At 57.6% G+C, this 17,964-nt stretch carries 17 protein-coding genes; 8 read left to right on the forward strand and 9 right to left on the reverse strand.

Features of this window, described 5'->3' with window-relative positions; genetic code table 11:
- Positions 1–169: 169 nt before the first annotated feature.
- Complete coding sequence (locus V9G17_04460; protein MEI2751832.1) at positions 170–2,053, forward strand: potassium transporter Kup; 1,884 nt, start codon at positions 170–172, stop codon at positions 2,051–2,053.
- 74 nt (positions 2,054–2,127) lie between these two features.
- Here the strand turns inward: V9G17_04460 and trmL are convergent, their stop codons facing one another.
- The 3 genes from trmL to ychF form a co-directional block, all read right to left on the reverse strand.
- Positions 2,128–2,592 (reverse strand): tRNA (uridine(34)/cytosine(34)/5-carboxymethylaminomethyluridine(34)-2'-O)-methyltransferase TrmL, encoded by a 465-nt coding sequence (gene trmL, locus V9G17_04465; protein ID MEI2751833.1) that lies wholly within the window; start codon positions 2,590–2,592, stop codon positions 2,128–2,130.
- 125 nt (positions 2,593–2,717) lie between these two features.
- Positions 2,718–3,173, reverse strand: coding sequence for a ferritin-like domain-containing protein (locus V9G17_04470; protein ID MEI2751834.1), 456 nt, complete (start codon positions 3,171–3,173; stop codon positions 2,718–2,720).
- A 56-nt stretch (positions 3,174–3,229) separates the two neighbouring features.
- A complete protein-coding gene (gene ychF / locus V9G17_04475) occupies positions 3,230–4,321 on the reverse strand; it encodes a redox-regulated ATPase YchF (GenBank protein MEI2751835.1) in 1,092 nt (363 codons plus the stop codon).
- A 243-nt stretch (positions 4,322–4,564) separates the two neighbouring features.
- On the opposite strand from ychF, the gene V9G17_04480 reads away from it, so the two are divergent.
- Together V9G17_04480 and V9G17_04485 are read left to right on the forward strand one after the other, a co-directional pair.
- Positions 4,565–4,987, forward strand: coding sequence for a globin (locus V9G17_04480; GenBank protein MEI2751836.1), 423 nt, complete (start codon positions 4,565–4,567; stop codon positions 4,985–4,987).
- A 27-nt stretch (positions 4,988–5,014) separates the two neighbouring features.
- A complete protein-coding gene (locus V9G17_04485; protein MEI2751837.1) occupies positions 5,015–5,707 on the forward strand; it encodes a carbonic anhydrase in 693 nt (230 codons plus the stop codon).
- A gap of 493 nt (positions 5,708–6,200) precedes the next feature.
- On the opposite strand, the gene V9G17_04490 is transcribed toward V9G17_04485, so the two are convergent.
- Entirely contained in the window at positions 6,201–6,452 is a 252-nt protein-coding gene (locus tag V9G17_04490; protein MEI2751838.1) for a transposase, read from the reverse strand.
- 237 nt (positions 6,453–6,689) lie between these two features.
- On the opposite strand from V9G17_04490, the gene V9G17_04495 reads away from it, so the two are divergent.
- Both V9G17_04495 and V9G17_04500 read left to right on the forward strand, forming a co-directional pair.
- Positions 6,690–7,391: a hypothetical protein gene (locus V9G17_04495; GenBank protein MEI2751839.1), complete on the forward strand. Its 702-nt coding sequence runs from the start codon at positions 6,690–6,692 to the stop codon at positions 7,389–7,391.
- 15 nt (positions 7,392–7,406) lie between these two features.
- A complete protein-coding gene (locus tag V9G17_04500; protein MEI2751840.1) occupies positions 7,407–7,670 on the forward strand; it encodes a hypothetical protein in 264 nt (87 codons plus the stop codon).
- Positions 7,671–7,792: 122 nt separating this feature from the next.
- On the opposite strand, the gene V9G17_04505 is transcribed toward V9G17_04500, so the two are convergent.
- The 3 genes from V9G17_04505 to galE all read right to left on the reverse strand — a co-directional run bounded on the left by V9G17_04505 (position 7,793) and on the right by galE (position 10,708).
- Complete coding sequence (locus V9G17_04505) at positions 7,793–8,284, reverse strand: hypothetical protein (protein ID MEI2751841.1); 492 nt, start codon at positions 8,282–8,284, stop codon at positions 7,793–7,795.
- Positions 8,285–8,508: 224 nt separating this feature from the next.
- Complete coding sequence (locus V9G17_04510; protein ID MEI2751842.1) at positions 8,509–9,684, reverse strand: hypothetical protein; 1,176 nt, start codon at positions 9,682–9,684, stop codon at positions 8,509–8,511.
- Between the two features lie 4 nt (positions 9,685–9,688).
- Entirely contained in the window at positions 9,689–10,708 is a 1,020-nt protein-coding gene (gene galE, locus V9G17_04515) for a UDP-glucose 4-epimerase GalE (GenBank protein MEI2751843.1), read from the reverse strand.
- Positions 10,709–10,906: 198 nt separating this feature from the next.
- Here galE and V9G17_04520 point away from each other — a divergent pair, with 198 nt between their 5' ends.
- From V9G17_04520 to V9G17_04530, 3 genes are all read left to right on the forward strand, one after another.
- Entirely contained in the window at positions 10,907–11,767 is an 861-nt protein-coding gene (locus V9G17_04520) for a DnaJ domain-containing protein (protein MEI2751844.1), read from the forward strand.
- A 171-nt stretch (positions 11,768–11,938) separates the two neighbouring features.
- A complete protein-coding gene (locus tag V9G17_04525; protein ID MEI2751845.1) occupies positions 11,939–13,501 on the forward strand; it encodes an AAA family ATPase in 1,563 nt (520 codons plus the stop codon).
- Between the two features lie 308 nt (positions 13,502–13,809).
- On the forward strand, positions 13,810–15,561 hold the full coding sequence (locus V9G17_04530; GenBank protein MEI2751846.1) for a tetratricopeptide repeat protein: 1,752 nt from the start codon (positions 13,810–13,812) through the stop codon (positions 15,559–15,561).
- Between the two features lie 47 nt (positions 15,562–15,608).
- Here V9G17_04530 and V9G17_04535 read toward each other — a convergent pair whose 3' ends face one another.
- Both V9G17_04535 and pfp read right to left on the reverse strand, forming a co-directional pair.
- Complete coding sequence (locus tag V9G17_04535; protein ID MEI2751847.1) at positions 15,609–16,562, reverse strand: hypothetical protein; 954 nt, start codon at positions 16,560–16,562, stop codon at positions 15,609–15,611.
- A 47-nt stretch (positions 16,563–16,609) separates the two neighbouring features.
- Positions 16,610–17,875 carry a diphosphate--fructose-6-phosphate 1-phosphotransferase gene (gene pfp, locus V9G17_04540; protein MEI2751848.1) on the reverse strand — a complete coding sequence of 422 codons (1,266 nt, stop codon included), beginning with the start codon at positions 17,873–17,875 and terminating at the stop codon, positions 16,610–16,612.
- Positions 17,876–17,964: the final 89 nt, after the last annotated feature.

Genomic DNA, 17,964 nt, shown 5'->3' on the forward strand with positions numbered 1-17,964 from the left:
ACAACTTCCAGGCCGGATGCGGAAACCGCACCTCTCTCCCTATGGGAGCAGATGCTTCGCCGTACGACGTCCTGCACAACCGACCGGCATCTCTTCATCGAACATGGTATAGTCCGCCCGTTGCAACACAGGAGCATCGCGAATCGGGTCCAACCCCTGTCACGCATCCATGCCGAAGCATCTCAACAAGCAATCCTCTTCCGTCTCCCTCACCGTGGCCGCCATGGGAGTGGTCTATGGCGACATCGGAACCAGCCCGCTGTATGCCCTGCGCGAATGTTTTCACGAATCGCATGGCCTGCCGGTCACGCCCGACAACGTGTTGGGGATTCTCTCCATGATCGTGTGGTCGCTCGTGCTTGTCGTCACCGTGAAATATTTGTTGTTCGTCATGAAAGCCGACAACGAGGGCGAGGGAGGCATGCTGGCGCTCATGGCGCTCAGTCAACAGTCCCGCCCGGTCGATCTCCGCAAAGGACTCAACGTTGTCGTCACCCTCGGCTTGATCGGCGTGGCCTTTCTCTATAGCGACGGCATAATTACACCGGCCATTTCGGTCCTGAGCGCGGTCGAAGGGCTCACGCTGACCACCGATGTGTTCACCCCCTACATTCTGCCTCTGACCGTCGCGCTGGTCGCCTTATTGTTCATGATCCAACGCCGCGGCTCCGGAACGATCGGAAGTATCTTCGGTCCCATCATGCTGCTCTGGTTCGTCACGATGGCTCTGCTCGGGCTCCACAGCTTGATCCAAACCCCTGAAATACTGCGTGCAGCCAGTCCGCTCTATGCAATCCAATTTTTGATTCGGCATGCCGCAGTCGGTATCCTGGTGCTGGGCAGTGTGTTTCTGGTCCTCACGGGAGCCGAAGCGCTGTATGCCGACATGGGCCACTTCGGACGCCGGCCGATCCAACTCGGCTGGTTTGCGGTGGCACTGCCTGCCCTCCTACTTCAGTACTTCGGCCAGGGTGCGCTCCTCATGCGGACCCCGGCGGCTCTGGCCAATCCCTTTTACTTCCTGGCCCCCGACTGGATGCTGTACCCCTTGATCGCGCTCGCGACCATGGCGACTGTCATTGCATCACAAGCCATGCTGTCCGGGGCCTTCTCGTTGACCTTGCAAGCCGTTCAATTGGGCTATCTGCCGCCGTTGCGAATCACCCACACGTCCGCCGAGCAACATGGCCAAATCTACTTCGGTCTGTTGAATTGGCTCATGTTCATCGGTACCGTCGGCCTGATCCTTTCATTCGGATCGTCTAGTAATCTGGCCGCAGCGTATGGCATCGCCGTCTCGGGTTCCATGATCATCACGACCCTCCTGATGTATCGCGTGGTCCAGGCCCATTGGCACTGGAGCCCGCTCCTGGCAGCCATGACCGTCGGAGGCTTCCTGCTCATCGACCTCGCCTTCTTTCTCGCGAATGCCCAAAAGATTCCCCATGGCGGGTGGTTCCCGCTGCTGCTTGGCGCGGCGGTCTTCACGATCATGAGTACCTGGGCGAGAGGACGCGCGATAGTGGCGGACCACTTACGCGAGCAGTTTCCTCCCCTGCTTCAGTTCGTCCGGGAAGTTCTTTCGCAGGCACCCTACAGAATCCCCGGCCGCGCCGTATTTTTATCTCAACATCCGGACATCACCCCGCCCGCGTTGTTACAGAATGTCAGGCACAATAAATCTCTCCACGAGCAGGTCTACATCCTCACGGTCCGCACAGAGCCCGTACCCTATATTCCATCGGGCGGCCCATTGAAGGTCACCACCATCCAAGAAAACCTGTTTCAAGTCGTCGCCAGATGCGGATTCATGGAAACGCCGGACATTCCACGTGTCCTCGCCCACCTCGCAGCCCACGGCCATTCGATTCCTGTCGATGAGACAACGTTCTTCCTGAGCAGACTAACCTTTTTGGCGACACCGAAACCGGGGATGGCGATCTGGCGAGAGAAAATATTTGTCTTCCTGTCACGCAATACGCAGCGAGCCAGCTCCTATTTCCACCTGCCGGCGGATCAGGTAGTCGAAATAGGGCTGGTGCTGGAGATTTGACGGCTCCACTGAACGGCAGGTAACACATTCTGCTCCGTCGGACTTCACGGCGCAGGCCAAGAAATGATCAGCGATCAGATCCCCTTTTCAAACCCCGCCTGTCGCCAGGCTTCGTAGAGCACCACCGCGACCGAGTTGGACAGATTGAGGCTGCGGCTTCCCGGCACCATCGGTACGCGGATCCGTTGCTGGTCAGGTACGCTCCCGAGAATCTCCGCCGGCAATCCACGGCTTTCCGGGCCAAACACCAACGCATCGCCTTCGGTGTAACGCACCAGATCGTACCGTTGCCTGCCCTTTGTCGACACGGCAAACAGCCGGCAATCCTTCATCCGTTCCAGACACTCCGCCCAACTCTCGTACACGGTGATCGACGCGAACTCATGATAATCCAGTCCGGCTCGTAGCAACTGCTTGTCTTCCAGCGTAAAACCCAACGGTTTGACCAGATGCAACGACGCACCCGTGTTGGCGCAGAGTCGGATAATGTTGCCCGTGTTCGGAGGAATTTCCGGCTGGTACAGAATCACGTTAAACATGAGGAGACAGCAGCGGGTGACGGTGGGAGGGCGACTTCAGCGCGCGACAGTAACCGGCACATGGAATCCTAACGGAGGCTTGGCCTGGAGTTCCGGACCAAGCCTCCGTCAGGCAGCTTGAACCGTTAGGAACGAAATGCCTGCACATCGCCGGATTTGCGCAGCATTTTATTGACCTCATCGAGATGCAACTCTTCCCCGACGATCATCTCGCGTGCATACTCTTCCAACAACACAGACTTACTTTCCGCAAGCTTCAGCAATTCGTAATACGAGGCGGCAGCGGCCTTCTCATGCTCCAGGCTCTCGCGCAGAATATCCCCCACATCATGCTTCTCGGTTTCGAGCAAGGTGCCGATCTTCAACGAGGGGTGCCCGCCCAATAGAGTCACCAACTCGCCGGCTTTGTGGGCATGGGCCAAACTTTCATCCGCATTACCCTTCAGCCAGGACACGATCGGAATCCGATTGTACCCATAGATCATCAAGGCATAGTGGGTGTACCGCACCACGCCGGCCAACTCCAGTTCCATAATCCGATTCAATATCGCGACCGCCCGTTCTGTATCTTGTTCGTTCATCGCATCTCTCCAATTAAGCCGGAGGTTCCGGCGCCACCCATGTTTCGCGCACCCATCTAAACGTTAAAACGGAAGTGCATCACGTCGCCGTCCTGCACCACGTACTCCTTCCCTTCCAGTCGCATTTTCCCTTTTTCCTTCGCTCCCGCTTCCCCCTTACAGGCGATAAAGTCGTGATACCCGATCACTTCCGCGCGAATGAACCCCTTCTCAAAATCACCGTGAATGACGCCGGCGGCCTGCGGCGCGGTATCGCCGATATGAATCGTCCATGCACGGACTTCCTTCACCCCGGCAGTGAAATACGTCTGCAAGCCCAGCAGCTGGTAGGCTGCGCGGATCAGTCGATTCAGCCCCGGTTCGGTCATCCCGATGTCGGTTAGGAACTCTCGCTTTTCCTCATCAGAGAGGACCGCGATCTCGGACTCCAGTGCGGCGCAGATGGCCACGACCGGCGCCCCTTCATGCGCAGCATATTCTTCCACTCGCGTCAGCAGCGGATTATTGGCAAACCCTTTTTCAGCCACATTGGCCACATACATCACAGGCTTCATCGTCAGCAGGCACAACGGCCTCAACAAGGCGCGCTGCGCCGGATCGAGCGTCAACGTGCGGGCCGGTTTCCCCTCGTTCAAACAGGCCGCCACCTGCACCAGCAATTCCCCCAGCTTGGCGGCATCTTTGTCCCCCGAGCGGATCAGCTTCACGTTCCGCTCCTGAGCCTTCTCCACTGTCGTGAGGTCGGCCAGCGCGAGTTCCGTCACGATGGTCGCGATGTCGGAAATCGGATCGACCTTACCCGCCACATGGACCACGTTATCATCTTCAAAACAACGTACGACATTCACAATCCCGTCGGTCTCTCGGATATTGGCCAAAAACTGGTTGCCCAGGCCCTCCCCTTTCGAGGCTCCGGCCACCAACCCGGCGATGTCCACGAATTCAGTCGTCGCATACTGCATCCGTTGCGGCTTCACGATGTCCGACAGCGCCTGCATCCGCGCATCCGGCACCTCCACAATGCCGATATTCGGCTCGATCGTGCAGAACGGATAGTTCTCCGCAGCGATCCCAGACTTGGTCAGCGCATTGAACAGGGTGGACTTGCCCACATTCGGCAGCCCGACGATTCCACATTTCACACTCATGACGATCCCTTCCTAGTCAGCCCACTGTTGTTTCAGCCCTGTCGGTTCCCACCCCCCTCACCGGTGGAGGGGGTGAGCACCGCGGAGGCGCATTCTACGTGTTCCAGGCCGGTCCGGTCCACTCCCGAGTGCCGGGATGAAGGGACCCGAAGCGTACCTCAAGTTTAAGGCGCCATCCGCCGACATGGAGACAAGGGGTACCTTCAAAAGGATGAGCTGTGAGCCCGGTCCCAGGGAGGTTTCATGCCGATCGAGCAGGTGATGGCAAGTTATGGACGATGCTGCCTGCAACCGGAATTCTTCGACCGGTTCTATGAGATGTTTCTCGGAATCCATCCGAGCATCAGACCGATGTTCGCCCATACCAATTTCACGAAGCAAAAAGCGCTCCTGCGTGAAGGGATCGCCATGATGCTGATGCATTTGGAGGGCAAACCAGTCGGTACCCTGTGCCTGAATCGTATTGCCGATACCCATAATGCCCGCCATATGAATATCACGCCGCAACTCTATGAGTACTGGGTCAACAGCTTAATTGCCACCGTCAAGGAATACGACGGCGACTGTACGCCGAGCTTAGAAACTGAATGGCGCAAAGCGTTACATGCGGGGATTCATTACATCGTCATGCAGGGAACAAACACCGCCTCGACCAAGCAAGGGTGAGTGCCGTTGTCCCGTGGAGAATCGTTGATGACTCGATCATGGCCACTCTCACTCAGCCTGAGCCTGAACATGCTCCTCATCGGCATCGCGCTGGTCGGCTGGGTGTCCCCCAACGTGCCCACCACATTTAATCCTCACGTGACGGTGCCCACGATTGCCACGTCGGCACGCATTCATCCCCTGGCTGCGGTGATCGGATCCGTAACCATCGGCGAGCTGATTTTCGTCGCGCCCGGCGCTTCGGTCCGGGCCGATGAAGGGCAGAACATTTTTGTCGGGGATCACAGTAACGTGCAGGACGGGGTCGTCATTCATGGGTTGGAAACGTTCGAGGGGGACCATGAATTGCCGGAGAATGAAGTGCAGGTCGCGGGCAAGACCTATTCGGTCTATATCGGCAAGCGCGTCTCGCTGGCCCACCAATCGCAGGTGCATGGACCAGCCAGAATCGGTGACGATACCTTTGTCGGCATGCAAGCCCTGGTCTTCCGCACTGAACTCGGCGATCACGTCGTGGTCGAACCGGGCGCGAAATTGATCGGTGTCAAAGTCGCCGCCGGCCGGTATGTACCGGCGCTCACCCTCGTGACCACACAGGACCAAGCCGATGCCCTCCCTGTCATCACCTCCGCCTATCCCTATCGCAATCTCAACGAGGGCGTCGTGAGCGTGAACATGCAATTAGCCAAAGCCGGACAGCCCAAACAGACCGGCCGTTAGCCCAGCCACCATGACTCAGTGTAGTACTCCCCTGAAATCAAGCCACCTGCGTTGATTGTTGTCCCCTATATTGGATCGGGCTCCGATACCCCAGCGCCTGATGCGGCCGCTCGTGGTTGTACCACTGGACCCAGTTCCGAATGATTCGCCGCGCCTCCACACACGTCTGGAACGTGTGTGGCTAGACACACTCCTCTTTCAGGCTCCGAAAAAACCGTTCGATCATTCCATTCTGCTCCGGCGTATAGGGCGTGATGAACTCCTGCTGCAGGCGATAGTCGCAACAGCACCCACAGTCGCCGATACCCGAACGTAGGATGCTGTTGGATCAGCTGACGGAGCCGTTCCGTCCACGGCGGGTCGGTCCGCTGACGCCGCCCTCTCGCAACGGCCGGTCGATGCAGGCAGGCCCGGCCCACGCCGAGCACCTGGCAGCTCCGCCGTTCCGAGACACCCGACACGCCGGCCCTCACGCGTCGGATGTCTTCCGGGCTCAAGGGTACGGTTTCAAGGCCTCCCGTAAGATATCGTTTCCGAGGACGAGATCCCCGATCTTCTGTTTCAGCTTCTTGATCTGCTCCTCCTTCAACGCCTCTTCGTCTCGCGGGCGACTCCGCAGGGCGTTCTCAGCCCCCAGCAGAAACTTCTCCCGCCACTCGTCCACCTCCGCCACCGTCAGCCCATGCGTCCGAGCCGCCTCCGCCACGGAGGTCTCGCCCTTCAGGATACTGGCCACCAGGGCCACGCGCGGTTAAGTCGTCCAGCGTTCAATGGGTTCGATTGCACCTGCGGTCATCTCGCCACCTCCGCGGTCCACTCTGGACCATGTCGTCGGGGTGGTCTCAATTTCAAGGGGAGCTTACGGTGTCGCTCAACATATCCGATGTCCATTCAATCTTGACACATTCTCACGGCTGGCCTAGCCTTGGTCTGCGAGAGTGGATTCTAAAGGCGAGAAAGTAATTGAGACCATGATTTGCTCGTGCTTGATACCTACCTTCAACACTCTGGCCGGTTCACTATGAGCATAGGTTCAGGAATTTTTTTGGGGTTATTCTCCTGCGGAATAATCTATCTTTACACTCAAACTATGGATAGATGGAATTGGACAAGGGCAAGCAAAGTAGCATTCGTTACTTTAGTCGTAGGTATCCTGCTAGGGCTAATTTCAATCGGCGGACTTTTCATATACCGCCACTACCACGGATTGCCGAAAGTCATAACTGAATTCAAAGAGCTAAAGCTTGGCGAAAGTCTTTCCGACGCAACATTCAAGCTCGGAAATCCTGGTCGATTTGTGATTGAATTACCCACGAACAAAGAAGAAATATATTCCTTCAACCCCTTTCACGTGCAGGCAACGCTACGAAACGGCAAAATAGTGCGCGTTTTATATTCATGCATGGAAAACAAAACTGATTTCACATCTTTGAATGGCATTATCTGTGGCGACAGCGCCGCCAACATTCTTGCAAGGTTTGATAAAGAGATACGGATATTGTGCCAAATTCTAGATAAGCAAGAGGGGCCGTGGTCGGACCATCAAAGAGTGACGCGCGCCTATGATGTAGTGAAGTATGGGATCCGTTATAAGTTAATGCGAAACTCTGTTTCTACCATGGAAATTGCTTCGCCTGAAGACCTGGAGTCCTCTAAGGGCGACGAGTGGCAAGAGTGCGCATAATAGGAGACGGACTACGTGGGAACATATCGGGAAATGGCCAAGCAGAAGAATGATGAGGAACTATTGGAGGCTTTGGAAGGGTATCAAGTGGATTCTCCCCCTGCAGAACAGTTCCGCATGGAATTGACCAGCCGTCATTTCAAACGTCTCACTGAGGTAATTGATACCGCTGGCAGATCGGCAGATCGATTGGCAAAAGTTGGTCTTCTCGTTGCAATAGTCGGATTGGTACTGGCCTTTGTCGGTGCTTTGCAGACCTGTGTTTATAGAGGGCAATAGATTAGTTTTCATCAGCTATTGCGTCGCTGCTGTGGGTAAATGAGGAGTAGTTGTGCATTGAACAATCATCGGACTCGATTAAACAGCTCACCGAAAGACTGAGTGGGTTCCGACCTATGCTCTTAAAAATCTAAAAATACACCGGACTTTTCCGTGATCATGAGCGGTGGTAAACCGATACCGAACTGATCGGGAAGAATCTCCGCCTTAACACCTTTATCCTGCAACTTTTCCCGGAAACTTTCTAAGTGGTCAGCACCACACACAAGTAAAATGGTCTCGCTGTCGTAATGATGTTCTAGTCGAGATAGCCAATACTGCTCACGGCTTTCGAGATTATTGTTGATACCACGTTCGACCCTCTCCTGACGCGTCGGGTCGCAGAAAAGATGTTTTAACCCGAGGCTGTGGGCGACATCCTTAACAATCGCGACATGGGCCTTGCTTATGCGCAACGCGTCTTCACTAAATTCTTCTGCCAACATTGAAATGTTCAAATCTTTAGCCCGTGACTTTAGAAACGTGCAGAAATCACGAGTCGCATGCTCCCTCTCCGGTGTCATGGGTGGGCCGTTGTGTTGTACCTGATGCCCAACTCCCAAAAGGTAAACCATGGGGCACCTTTTGTTGAGATTTCAGCAAATTGCGATGAGACATAAAAATTGTTTTGCGTAGGCACTCAGGTCGTCAACGCATCGAGTTGGGTCTCCTGCTCGATTAATTGCTTGCCAACATCAGCAAGCCCTCAGAGAGTCATTTCCGATTCTTATTCGGCAGACAGTGAGGCACTCGGGCGACCGATGCATCGATAGAAATCCTGTGCTGCTTGGCTCCGTCTTTATTTAGGAGCCGTCAGCGCATCCTGCGCCACGTGACCCGTCATCGATTTTTCCTGAATATTGTGCTGAATCTCCGAGGCAATCACACGCGCCAATTGGTCCGCCGAAAGTGCGCCCATAGGCAACCCCTGCGTATCCGAATAAAACGGGTCGTCGGACGCAGCCGTTCGATAGGTATTCACCAAGATGGCCGCCGGCTGGATGCGTTGGTCGTGCGCGCCAACCACAATGGCCTTCTCTTCCGGCAGCACCCTGGTTCGGGTCGCCCAATCTCGTTGATCGATTTTTACGAACGCGACAGTCCACACCTTCCCGTTCAGCAGGCTTCTAACTGCCTTCGGCGTACGGTCCCAGAAGAACGGCTCGCGGACGATCTTCTGCAGGGCCTCACGAACCCGGATCTCATACAGCTTGGTCGTCGAATCCTGATGAATCGGCGCGACCGGCGCAGTGCTGCCGACTTCATAAAAGGGCTGACCATCGAGGCTCTTCTGCTCATCGACCGTTCGCAGGTAGGTGTCGAATAGCTGCTGGAGGATACGTACCCGCTCCTCCCCAGGCAAGGCGGCAATGTCCTGGTCCGTGCGGATCGCGGCCGATTTCAACACTCGTTCACCTGACACCAGTTTGGGCTTCGGCGCGGTGTCCGCCTTGCTGGCCACCCATTGAAATTCTCTCGCAAGCACCGGAACCAGTGTCTCCGGGTGATGCAGATACCCCTTCTCCTTCAGCGAGGCCGCGCTGATCAGCAGGATGACGCGTCCCGGCTGTGTGGTGCGCACGACGAGAAACGGAAATGCTTTCCCCTCGTCATTCACCACAGTCGTCTCAATCACGACTTTGGCCAGCGCCTCTTTCGCGAGACTTTCATCGACACGCGGATAGTCGGACCGGTGCTGCAAGAGGACAACCAACGCCTCCCGCACCGTTTCAACGGCGGCGCTCCGGTCTGCCTGAATCAGACCGGTCCCTTCTGCCACATCGTTGGCTTGCCCCAAGAATATCTGAAAGGACGCACCTGGAATCGAGTACCCCGTTCCCACCCTTGGATGAGTCTCGCCGTCGGCGTGGCTTCCATGGCCTTGATGATTCGCATGCGCCACCGGCACGAAGTAGAGCACGCACACAACTGCCCCGACACCGATTGTCCATGCTGCAGCCCGAAACACGACCATAGAGTCAGCCCCCATAGCCTTTTGGATTCGTACTTTGCCAGCGCCAGGCATCGGCACACATCTCGTCCAATCCGCGCGCCGCCCGCCACCCTAAAGATTTTAGGGCTTGCTCTGGATCGGCATAACAGGATGCCACGTCACCGGGTCTGCGGGGGGCGACTTTGTAGGGAACCGGCTTGCCGCTCGCCGCTTCAAACGCACGCACGATCTCCAGCACGCTATACCCATTCCCTGTCCCGAGATTCACCGTCAAACATTCGCCCGGACGCTCCAGCCGATCAAGCGCTTCCAGCGCCTTGAGGTGCCCCAGTGCCAGATCCACCACATGAATATAATCCCGCACTCCCGTGCCGTCCGGAGTCGAATAATCATTGCCCCACACGTTCAAGTATTCCCGCCGACCCACCGCCACCTGGGCCACGAACGGCAGGAGATTATTCGGCATCCCCTGAGGATCCTCACCGATCAAGCCGCTGGCATGCGCGCCTACCGGATTGAAATAGCGGAGAATGCAGATTCGCCAGGAGGCATCGCTACGCTGGACATCGCGCAGAATCTCCTCCACCATCAACTTCGTCCTGCCGTAGGGATTCGTGGCCGACAACGGATGGTCCTCCGTGAGCGGAAGCCGTTGCGGATCGCCATAGACGGTGGCAGAGGAACTGAACACCAGCTGCTGCACGCCGCACTCCCGCATCGCCTCCAAGAGACGCAGTGACCCGACAACATTGTTGTCGTAATAGGTCAATGGCTGCTGGACCGATTCGCCCACCGCCTTGAGACCGGCAAAATGAATCACCGCCGTCGCCCGGCTCTCGCGCAGGGCTGCCACCAGGGCGGCTTTATCACGGCAATCGCCGCGTATCAGGCGAACAGACTTTCCGGTAATCCGCTCCACACGAACCAACGCTTCGGGATGGCTGTTGGAAAAATTGTCGAAGACCGTGACCGCACAGCCGGCATTCAACAGTTCCACACAGGTATGCGAACCAATATAGCCGGCACCGCCGGTGACCAGAATCATGCGAATCGCCTCCGATGGAATTTACAACAGGAATTACCTGATCCTGACGTACGATACACCGCCGACACTTTTCCCACAATGGCGAACCCGTATTACACGCGCAGGATTCACCCACCGCCCCTTGCCGACTCCGATCATGCGGGCTAGCGCTTCGCCGTCGCACTCCGCTACACTTCGTCATATCGATCAGGACACCGCATGCGGGACGAACGGACCACGAACTACTACACCATTCTTGAACTCTCTCCCGGCGCGTCGGACGCGGAGATCAAACGCGCCTGGCATGAGCACATGCAGGTCTGGCATCCCGATCGCTTCGTTCATTCGCCGGCTCTGCACCGGAAGGCCGAGGCCAGAACCCAACTAATCAATCAGGCCTATCAAACACTCAGCGACCCCGCGGCCCGGGCCAGGTACGATGCCGGCAGGCAACATCCTTCCTCACCGACACCGCCTCCACGCCCCTCGCCGGCGCCTCGACCGCAACCAGCTCCGCGATCCCGTCAGGAACTGCGGGGTCCACAAACGATGCTGAACGTCACCCGATTCAGCCATCCCAAAATCATGGTACCGGCGATCCATATCCTGGTCGATAGCCGCGAACACCAGCCCTACGAATTCAAGGGCCTGGTGCGCATCGCTGGAACAGTCAAACAAACCCTGCCGGCCGGTGACTATGCGATTGCGGAAGCCCCGGATATTTTTTGCGTGGAACGCCGTCGCGTAGAGGAGTTCGACACCATCTTCTCCAATCCATCCGACAACCGCCCGCGCTTTCTCCGCGAGCTCGAACCGCTCCGCGCTTTTCCCCATCGCTTTCTGGTGATCGAAGGCACGATCCAATACAACCGCGGCGGAGGGCGGCTCGGCCAGTATCACCGAAACGGCATCGTGGACTTTCTGGATTCCCTAACGGCCAGATTCGGGCTGCAGATCATCTATTCAGACAGTCGCGAAGAAGCCGAAGAACGGGTTGCCAACCTGGCGGCGCTCCACTATGCCTACCATCTCGCCGAACAACAGGGCCTCGGTCGCTGCCTCACGGAGAATGACGCCTAGGCGGAAGAAGAGCCGCTGGCGAATGGCCGATCGCTGACGGTTCGGAAGGAGTCGTGACTGTCGGAATTGTCTCCCACCATCAGTCCTCAGCGCTAGCGTTGCGCCTCCAGCCTCGTCACATTCGCCCCTTTTCTTGGTGTGGTGAAACCCTCGTGCTAGCATTTCATTCCTATGGCGTTATCGACGAGCGTACATGACCTCCGCACATTGATTCGCTCCAGCCACCCCCTGATTATCATCGAGACGGTGGAAGAAGAACGGGTGCTGACGTTGCTTCAATCCGTGGCGGCTCAGGAACGCATGCCGCTGTTCGAATGGTCGATCACCAGGGGCCTCACCAGGCAGGACGAGGGGCAAACCATCAGCAAGATGACCGCCACTCCCCTGGCGGTCCTTCAACACCTCAACGGCTTGACTGTGGAAGCGATCTTTTGGCTCAAGGATCTTGCGCCGCACTTGCAAGACGCCGCCGTGGCTCGTCAGTTGCGTGAAGTCAGTCATCACTTCGGCCGCTCCCGTACCACCTGTCTGTTGACCGGTCATCCCATCGTCCTCCCGTCCGACATCGAACAGATCGCGGTTCGGCTGGATTTGCAACTGCCTGATCGGGACGAACTACAGTCGATGCTCCACAGTGTGCTGCAGTCACTCGGCAAGAGAACGTCGCCTCGTCGTCCCGGCTCGACGACCGTCGTGCAGAGCATTCTTCGCTCGCTCACCGATTCCAAACCCGCACAGTCCGGCCCCTCGGCACAGGAACGCGACGCCATCCTTCGCGCCCTGCAGGGATTGACCCTGCATCAAGCCCGGCAGGTCATCACACAATGTATCGTCGAAGACGGCACCCTTTCCGCCAATGACGTGCAGACCATCCTGAAACGGAAAGTCCAGGCCATCAAAGACGGCGGCTTGCTGGAATATTATCCCCTGGAAGATAACCGATTTGAACTGGGCGGGTTCGTCAACCTGAAGTCATGGTTGGAGCGGGCGAAGGTGGGATTTACAGCGGAAGCCAAGGCGCTCAACCTGACGCCGCCGCGCGGCATTATGCTGGTGGGGGTCCCGGGCTGCGGCAAGTCACTCGCCGCAAAAGCAATCGCGCGCGAGTGGCAACTCCCGCTGCTCAAACTCGATGCGGGGCGACTCTTCGATAAATTCGTCGGAGAGTCGGAGAAAAACTTCCGCAAGGCGATCGAGATGGCGGAGTCCCTCTCGCCGATCGTGCTCTGGATCGACGAAATCGAAAAGGCCATGGTGTCAGGCGGCGGGAGCGGAGACGCCGACGCCGGATTGAGCCGTCGGCTCTTCGGCGCGTTTCTGACCTGGCTGCAGGAAAAGAAGCAGGAGGTGTTCGTCGTCGCCACGGCAAACAACCTCGCATCCCTTCCGCCTGAACTGCTGCGTAAAGGACGGTTCGACGAAATCTTCTTTGTGGACTTGCCGGACGACCACGAACGGACCGCCATCTGGAAGATCCATCTCGCGCTCCGCAAACAGGACTGTACGAAGTTTGATCTTTCAAAGATCGTCAGTGTCAGCGATGGATTCAGCGGATCGGAAATCGAACAGGCGGTGGTGGCCGCACTCTACCGGGCCTTGCACCACAAAACGTCTCTGACGACCGATCTCCTGATTCAGGAACTGTCCGGCACCGTGCCGCTCTCGGTCACTCGCCACGAAGACATCGATCAGCTTCGAACCATGGCTCACGGCCGCTTCGTCAACGTGCGGTAGGCGGGTTCAGTTCCGGGCCATCCGGACAATCGCATCAGTGACAACCCTCACCGGCCGACCGGGGGACCTCCTGTCAGGACATGCCTCGTGCTCCGCCCTGAACCGGCTCCGGTGGTGACACCTCGCAGAACTGGGCCATCGTACAGTAAGATCATTTACGGTGCAGGCGCCCGCTGAGCACGGCGAATCCTTCTCCTTCGGGGTGCCTCTAACCGCATACAGGCCGATGCGCCGAGTGTATCTCTATCGATCCGGTGTTTCGCCTGAGAATGACAGGGACCTGTTCACCTTCACTAGAGACTCATGTCATGACGATCCATACATGGTTTCACGCACATGCGCGACAACTATTCATCCTTCAGGCCTCTCGCATCCTCGGACTGCTCCTGCTCCTGCCCGTCACGCTGACAGACGCACCCAGGGCTATGGCGAACGATCCAGCACCGCACTCGGAAAGCCAGGTCGCCCAACGCGCCAAAGCCGCCTGGGAGCAGGGGACGACCGACTTGGCCCTCGGTATTCTTGACCAGGGCATTCATGACAACCCGCGCGCGTTCGCCCTGCACCAACTCCGCGGCGATATGCTCGCCACCTCACGCCACACCGAAGCGGCCCTTGAATCCTATGAAACCGTCCTGGCGAGCATTCCCAAGGCTCTCGACGTGCGATGGGCGAAGTGGAGCGTGCTGGTACGGTCCGGGCAGGTGGAAGAAGCGGTCACTGAATTGCAGCGCATTGCCGCCATCGACCCTCAGAACCCGTTGATCCATTTGCGACTGGCCCGTGAGCTTCGGAAACTTGACCGGCTGGAGGAGTCTCTGAAGTCCTATCAGCAGGCGGTGGAGCTGAGACCCGACATGCTCAACTGGCGGTTGGCGATGGCCCGCGCGCGATTCGACATTTTGGATTACGAAGGCGCAGACCGCGAGGTGCAGTCTGTGTTGCAACAAGTCTCCCCCGGTTCCCCGTTGGAGCTGTCCGCCAAGAATCTGCTGACCGTGTTTTACGGATCGACGGAGCGAGGCCGCCGCTTTGCACCTATGATGAGCCCGGACGCGAACCCGAAACAACTCAAAGACTGGTCGATGATTCGCCACGACGCCTACGCGCTCTTCGAGGCCGGGCGCTATCAGGAAGCCGAACCGATGTATCGGCAACTCCTGCTCCTCAATCCGATGGACCCCCTTGCTAAGCAGCACCTTGGACTGATTCTTATGAACCTGGGCCGGTGCAAGGAGGCCATCAGCATCATCCCCAAAATGGAAGGGCTCGATCCGCTTGATGAAGACTATGCGGCCACTGTCTATCGACTCGGTCAATGTCTGGTAGATTTGGGGAAATGGGAAGACGCATACATTCAATTCAAGATCCTCTACGACACGACCGTGGCATTCGAGCAGTCGACGAAGGAGGTCGAACTTCCAGTAGGAACCAGAATTCTGGACAAACACAAACTGCTGCGCTGGCTGGAGAAGATTCGTCCGCATGTCCCCGAACTGGCCAAGGAAATCGAGATGGAGAACGCCGCCCAGGCCACGCCGGCGGCGCCGGTCGTTCCGTCGGAAGCAGAGCTGGCCGCGAAGGCCATGGAGAATTTGAAACCACAGAACACGTTGGATGCAGCGGCCTCCCTGGTCGGACGGGACGCCGATTTTGCCTGGTTCCGATTCGTCATCCCGGCAAAGAAAGTCATGCGGGACGATTCGCCCACCGGCGCCCACGACTTCATTCCTCTGGACCCCGGGATCAGCTTTTCCGCTACTCAGCCGGACATTTACCTGGTGTTCGGATTGGTGACGGCCTCGTACGATGAAATTCCGCTCTCGGCGCGCTGTTTCAAAGAGCACGCGGAACTAACCGGCGCGCAGCCAGCGGTGGCACAGGATCAGCTCATCATGTCCACCAACGACCAATCCGGTTACTTCGTCCTGTCACGTCCATCCACCGGCTGGACGACGGGACTCTACCGATGCGGGTTATTTGCAGGGGAGCAAACCTCGGCCTACACCCAGGTGGATGAAGTGCGGTTCCGTATCGTTGAATCGACGAAGCCGTCGTAGCGCACACACAGCGGATGGGCTCGGGTGGTCTCAGCCGAACAGGAGAGTTAGATGGAACGATGGGTGACCAGATATCGGCCGGACACGGTTTCATCCGGCAGAAGGCGCTTCAAGCCCCACTCAGGATGGTTGAAGGCATCGGTCGCGCACGTCATCGGCTCAATCGCCAACGCACGGCGCGGCGCATCGACGATCGCATCGCCGGTGTAGACGACGATCGCGGAAAAAGAACGATCCATCACAATGTCGATTCTGCGGCCACTCCCCTCATGTTGCAAGGAGGCCGTCGCCGTTCCGTTCGCATCACGTTCCAATCCGATATAGCAATGATTGAAACGGCGATTGCCGACCCGGCGAGGGTGGCGAAAGTCCCACTCGGTGCCCTTCACATCGAGGACCTTGCCCGTCGGCGCCAGTCGCTCATTAAACTCGAGGTACCCGGAAGCGGGAATCTTAGCATCCACCTCATCCACCAACGCAGTCCCGACCGCGAAATAGGGGTGGAATCCGACTCCAACCGGCGCGGCTTCAGGCCCCACATTGTGAACGGCGAACGAGCAGGCCAATCCCTGCGCGTCCAAACGATATCCAACACGAATGACAAGAGAAAAGGGATACCCTCGTGGGCCATACGTCGCAGCATCGAGCGACACCTCGAACAAGACGCTATTCGTGTCGACCTGCTGTGTGTTCCACGGCAGGGCTCGGACGAATCCATGGATCGCGTTCGGACCTTCCTTGTCGTTGCGTTCGAGCTGCAGCGGTTGTCCGTTAAAGGAGTAGCGTCCTTCCGCCACACGGCCTGGAAAGGGAATGAGCACATCCCCCTGCCCGCCCTTCTTATGCGCCCCGCCTGCATACCCCCAGACAATGTCAGTTTCGCTCCCATCGCCTTCAAGCTGGTAGTATCGGCGCAACGCCGCTCCCCAGGGTGAGACCCGCGCGCGCTGCTGCCCATAGGCGAGCGCAATTTCTGTGTCCGATGTCGTGTCACTCGTCATGACGCCCTACACGCAGATGAGGCAAGGTCCACGCCCTCGCCCCTCGCTCATACATCCTTGCCCATCAGGTATTCAAACCGTTTCCGGAAATCATCCACGGCCAGACCCGCCGTAGTCGCCAATCGAACTAGATCCTGAGGGTGATTGAAATCATCCGGAGCCAACCGAATCATGTACCGCCGCGCGATGACGTACGACTCGGACTCCACATCCACCATACGCACTCTGGTGCGGCCGGTCGCGGGATCCAGAATGTCGCCGAACGGAATCGGTATGAACCGGCCGTTCTGAATCGAGACCATGGCGGCATTCCCGCCCTCCAGGAGAAACTGCGCCGCGCAATAACCGAGATCCCGGGTGTATTCCATATCGAACGAAATGGGATCGGCGCAGCGAAGCTCATAGCCGATGTTCTTATCGACGATGGTGGTCTTAATACCGAAGGAACGCAATTCCTTCTCGACCGCCCGCTTCAGCATGGAACCGAAGTTGATCTCCGCCAACCGCACATGTCCGTGCTGGTCACGCTCCACATCCTGCAGCCCGTCGAGATCCTGCTGATCGATGATTTCCACCAGTCCTTCCGCCAAGACCGCCACGCCGTCCGATCGTCCGGCATTGAGCCGTTTGATAAACGCGCCGGCCAGGATATCGACCAGCGTTTTCAGCCGAAGGGGCTTCTGTTGAAACTCCTCGGGAATGACCGTCAACGTGGCGCCGGCGGCCTTGCCGATACCGAGCGCCAGATGTCCGGCCTTGCGGCCCATCGTCACCACGAAATACCAGCGCGAGGTCGTCTCCGCATCCACCATCAAACTTTTCACAAGCTCCACGCCGATGTGGCGCGCCGTCTGAAATCCGAAGGTCGGAATTCCATGCGGCAGGTCCAGATCGTTGTCGATGGTCTTCGGCACATGCACGACCTGCAAGAGGCCGGCGGCCCGCTGTTCCAACTTCAACGCGGAGAACGCGGTGTCGTCACCGCCAATCGTAATCAGCCGGGTCACACCGAGGGTATTCAAACTCGCCAGGCAGGCATCGAGATGCTCGAGTTTCTTCGTGGGGTTGGCACGCGCCGTGCCGAGGTAGGAGCCGCCGCTGAAGTGAATCCGACTGACATCCTCGATCGACAGGCGCTTCACCTTACTGGTCTGGCCGTCCATGATCCATTTGAAGCCATCCTGAATGCCGATCACGTCACAGCCGCCGAGAATACTCCTGATCGTGGCGGCTCCGATGACACTATTGATACCGGGCGCCGGCCCACCCCCCACTAGAATTGCCACCACCGGTCGTTGCTTGATGGTTCCCATTTGCGATGGATCTCCTCTATGCTTTGGATCGTGTTTCAGTCCAAAAAGTTTCGTGCTGTGAACCTACACGGAGACGAAGTGCGCGTCAA

This window comes from Nitrospira sp., from assembly GCA_037045225.1.
GTDB lineage: Bacteria > Nitrospirota > Nitrospiria > Nitrospirales > Nitrospiraceae > Nitrospira_A.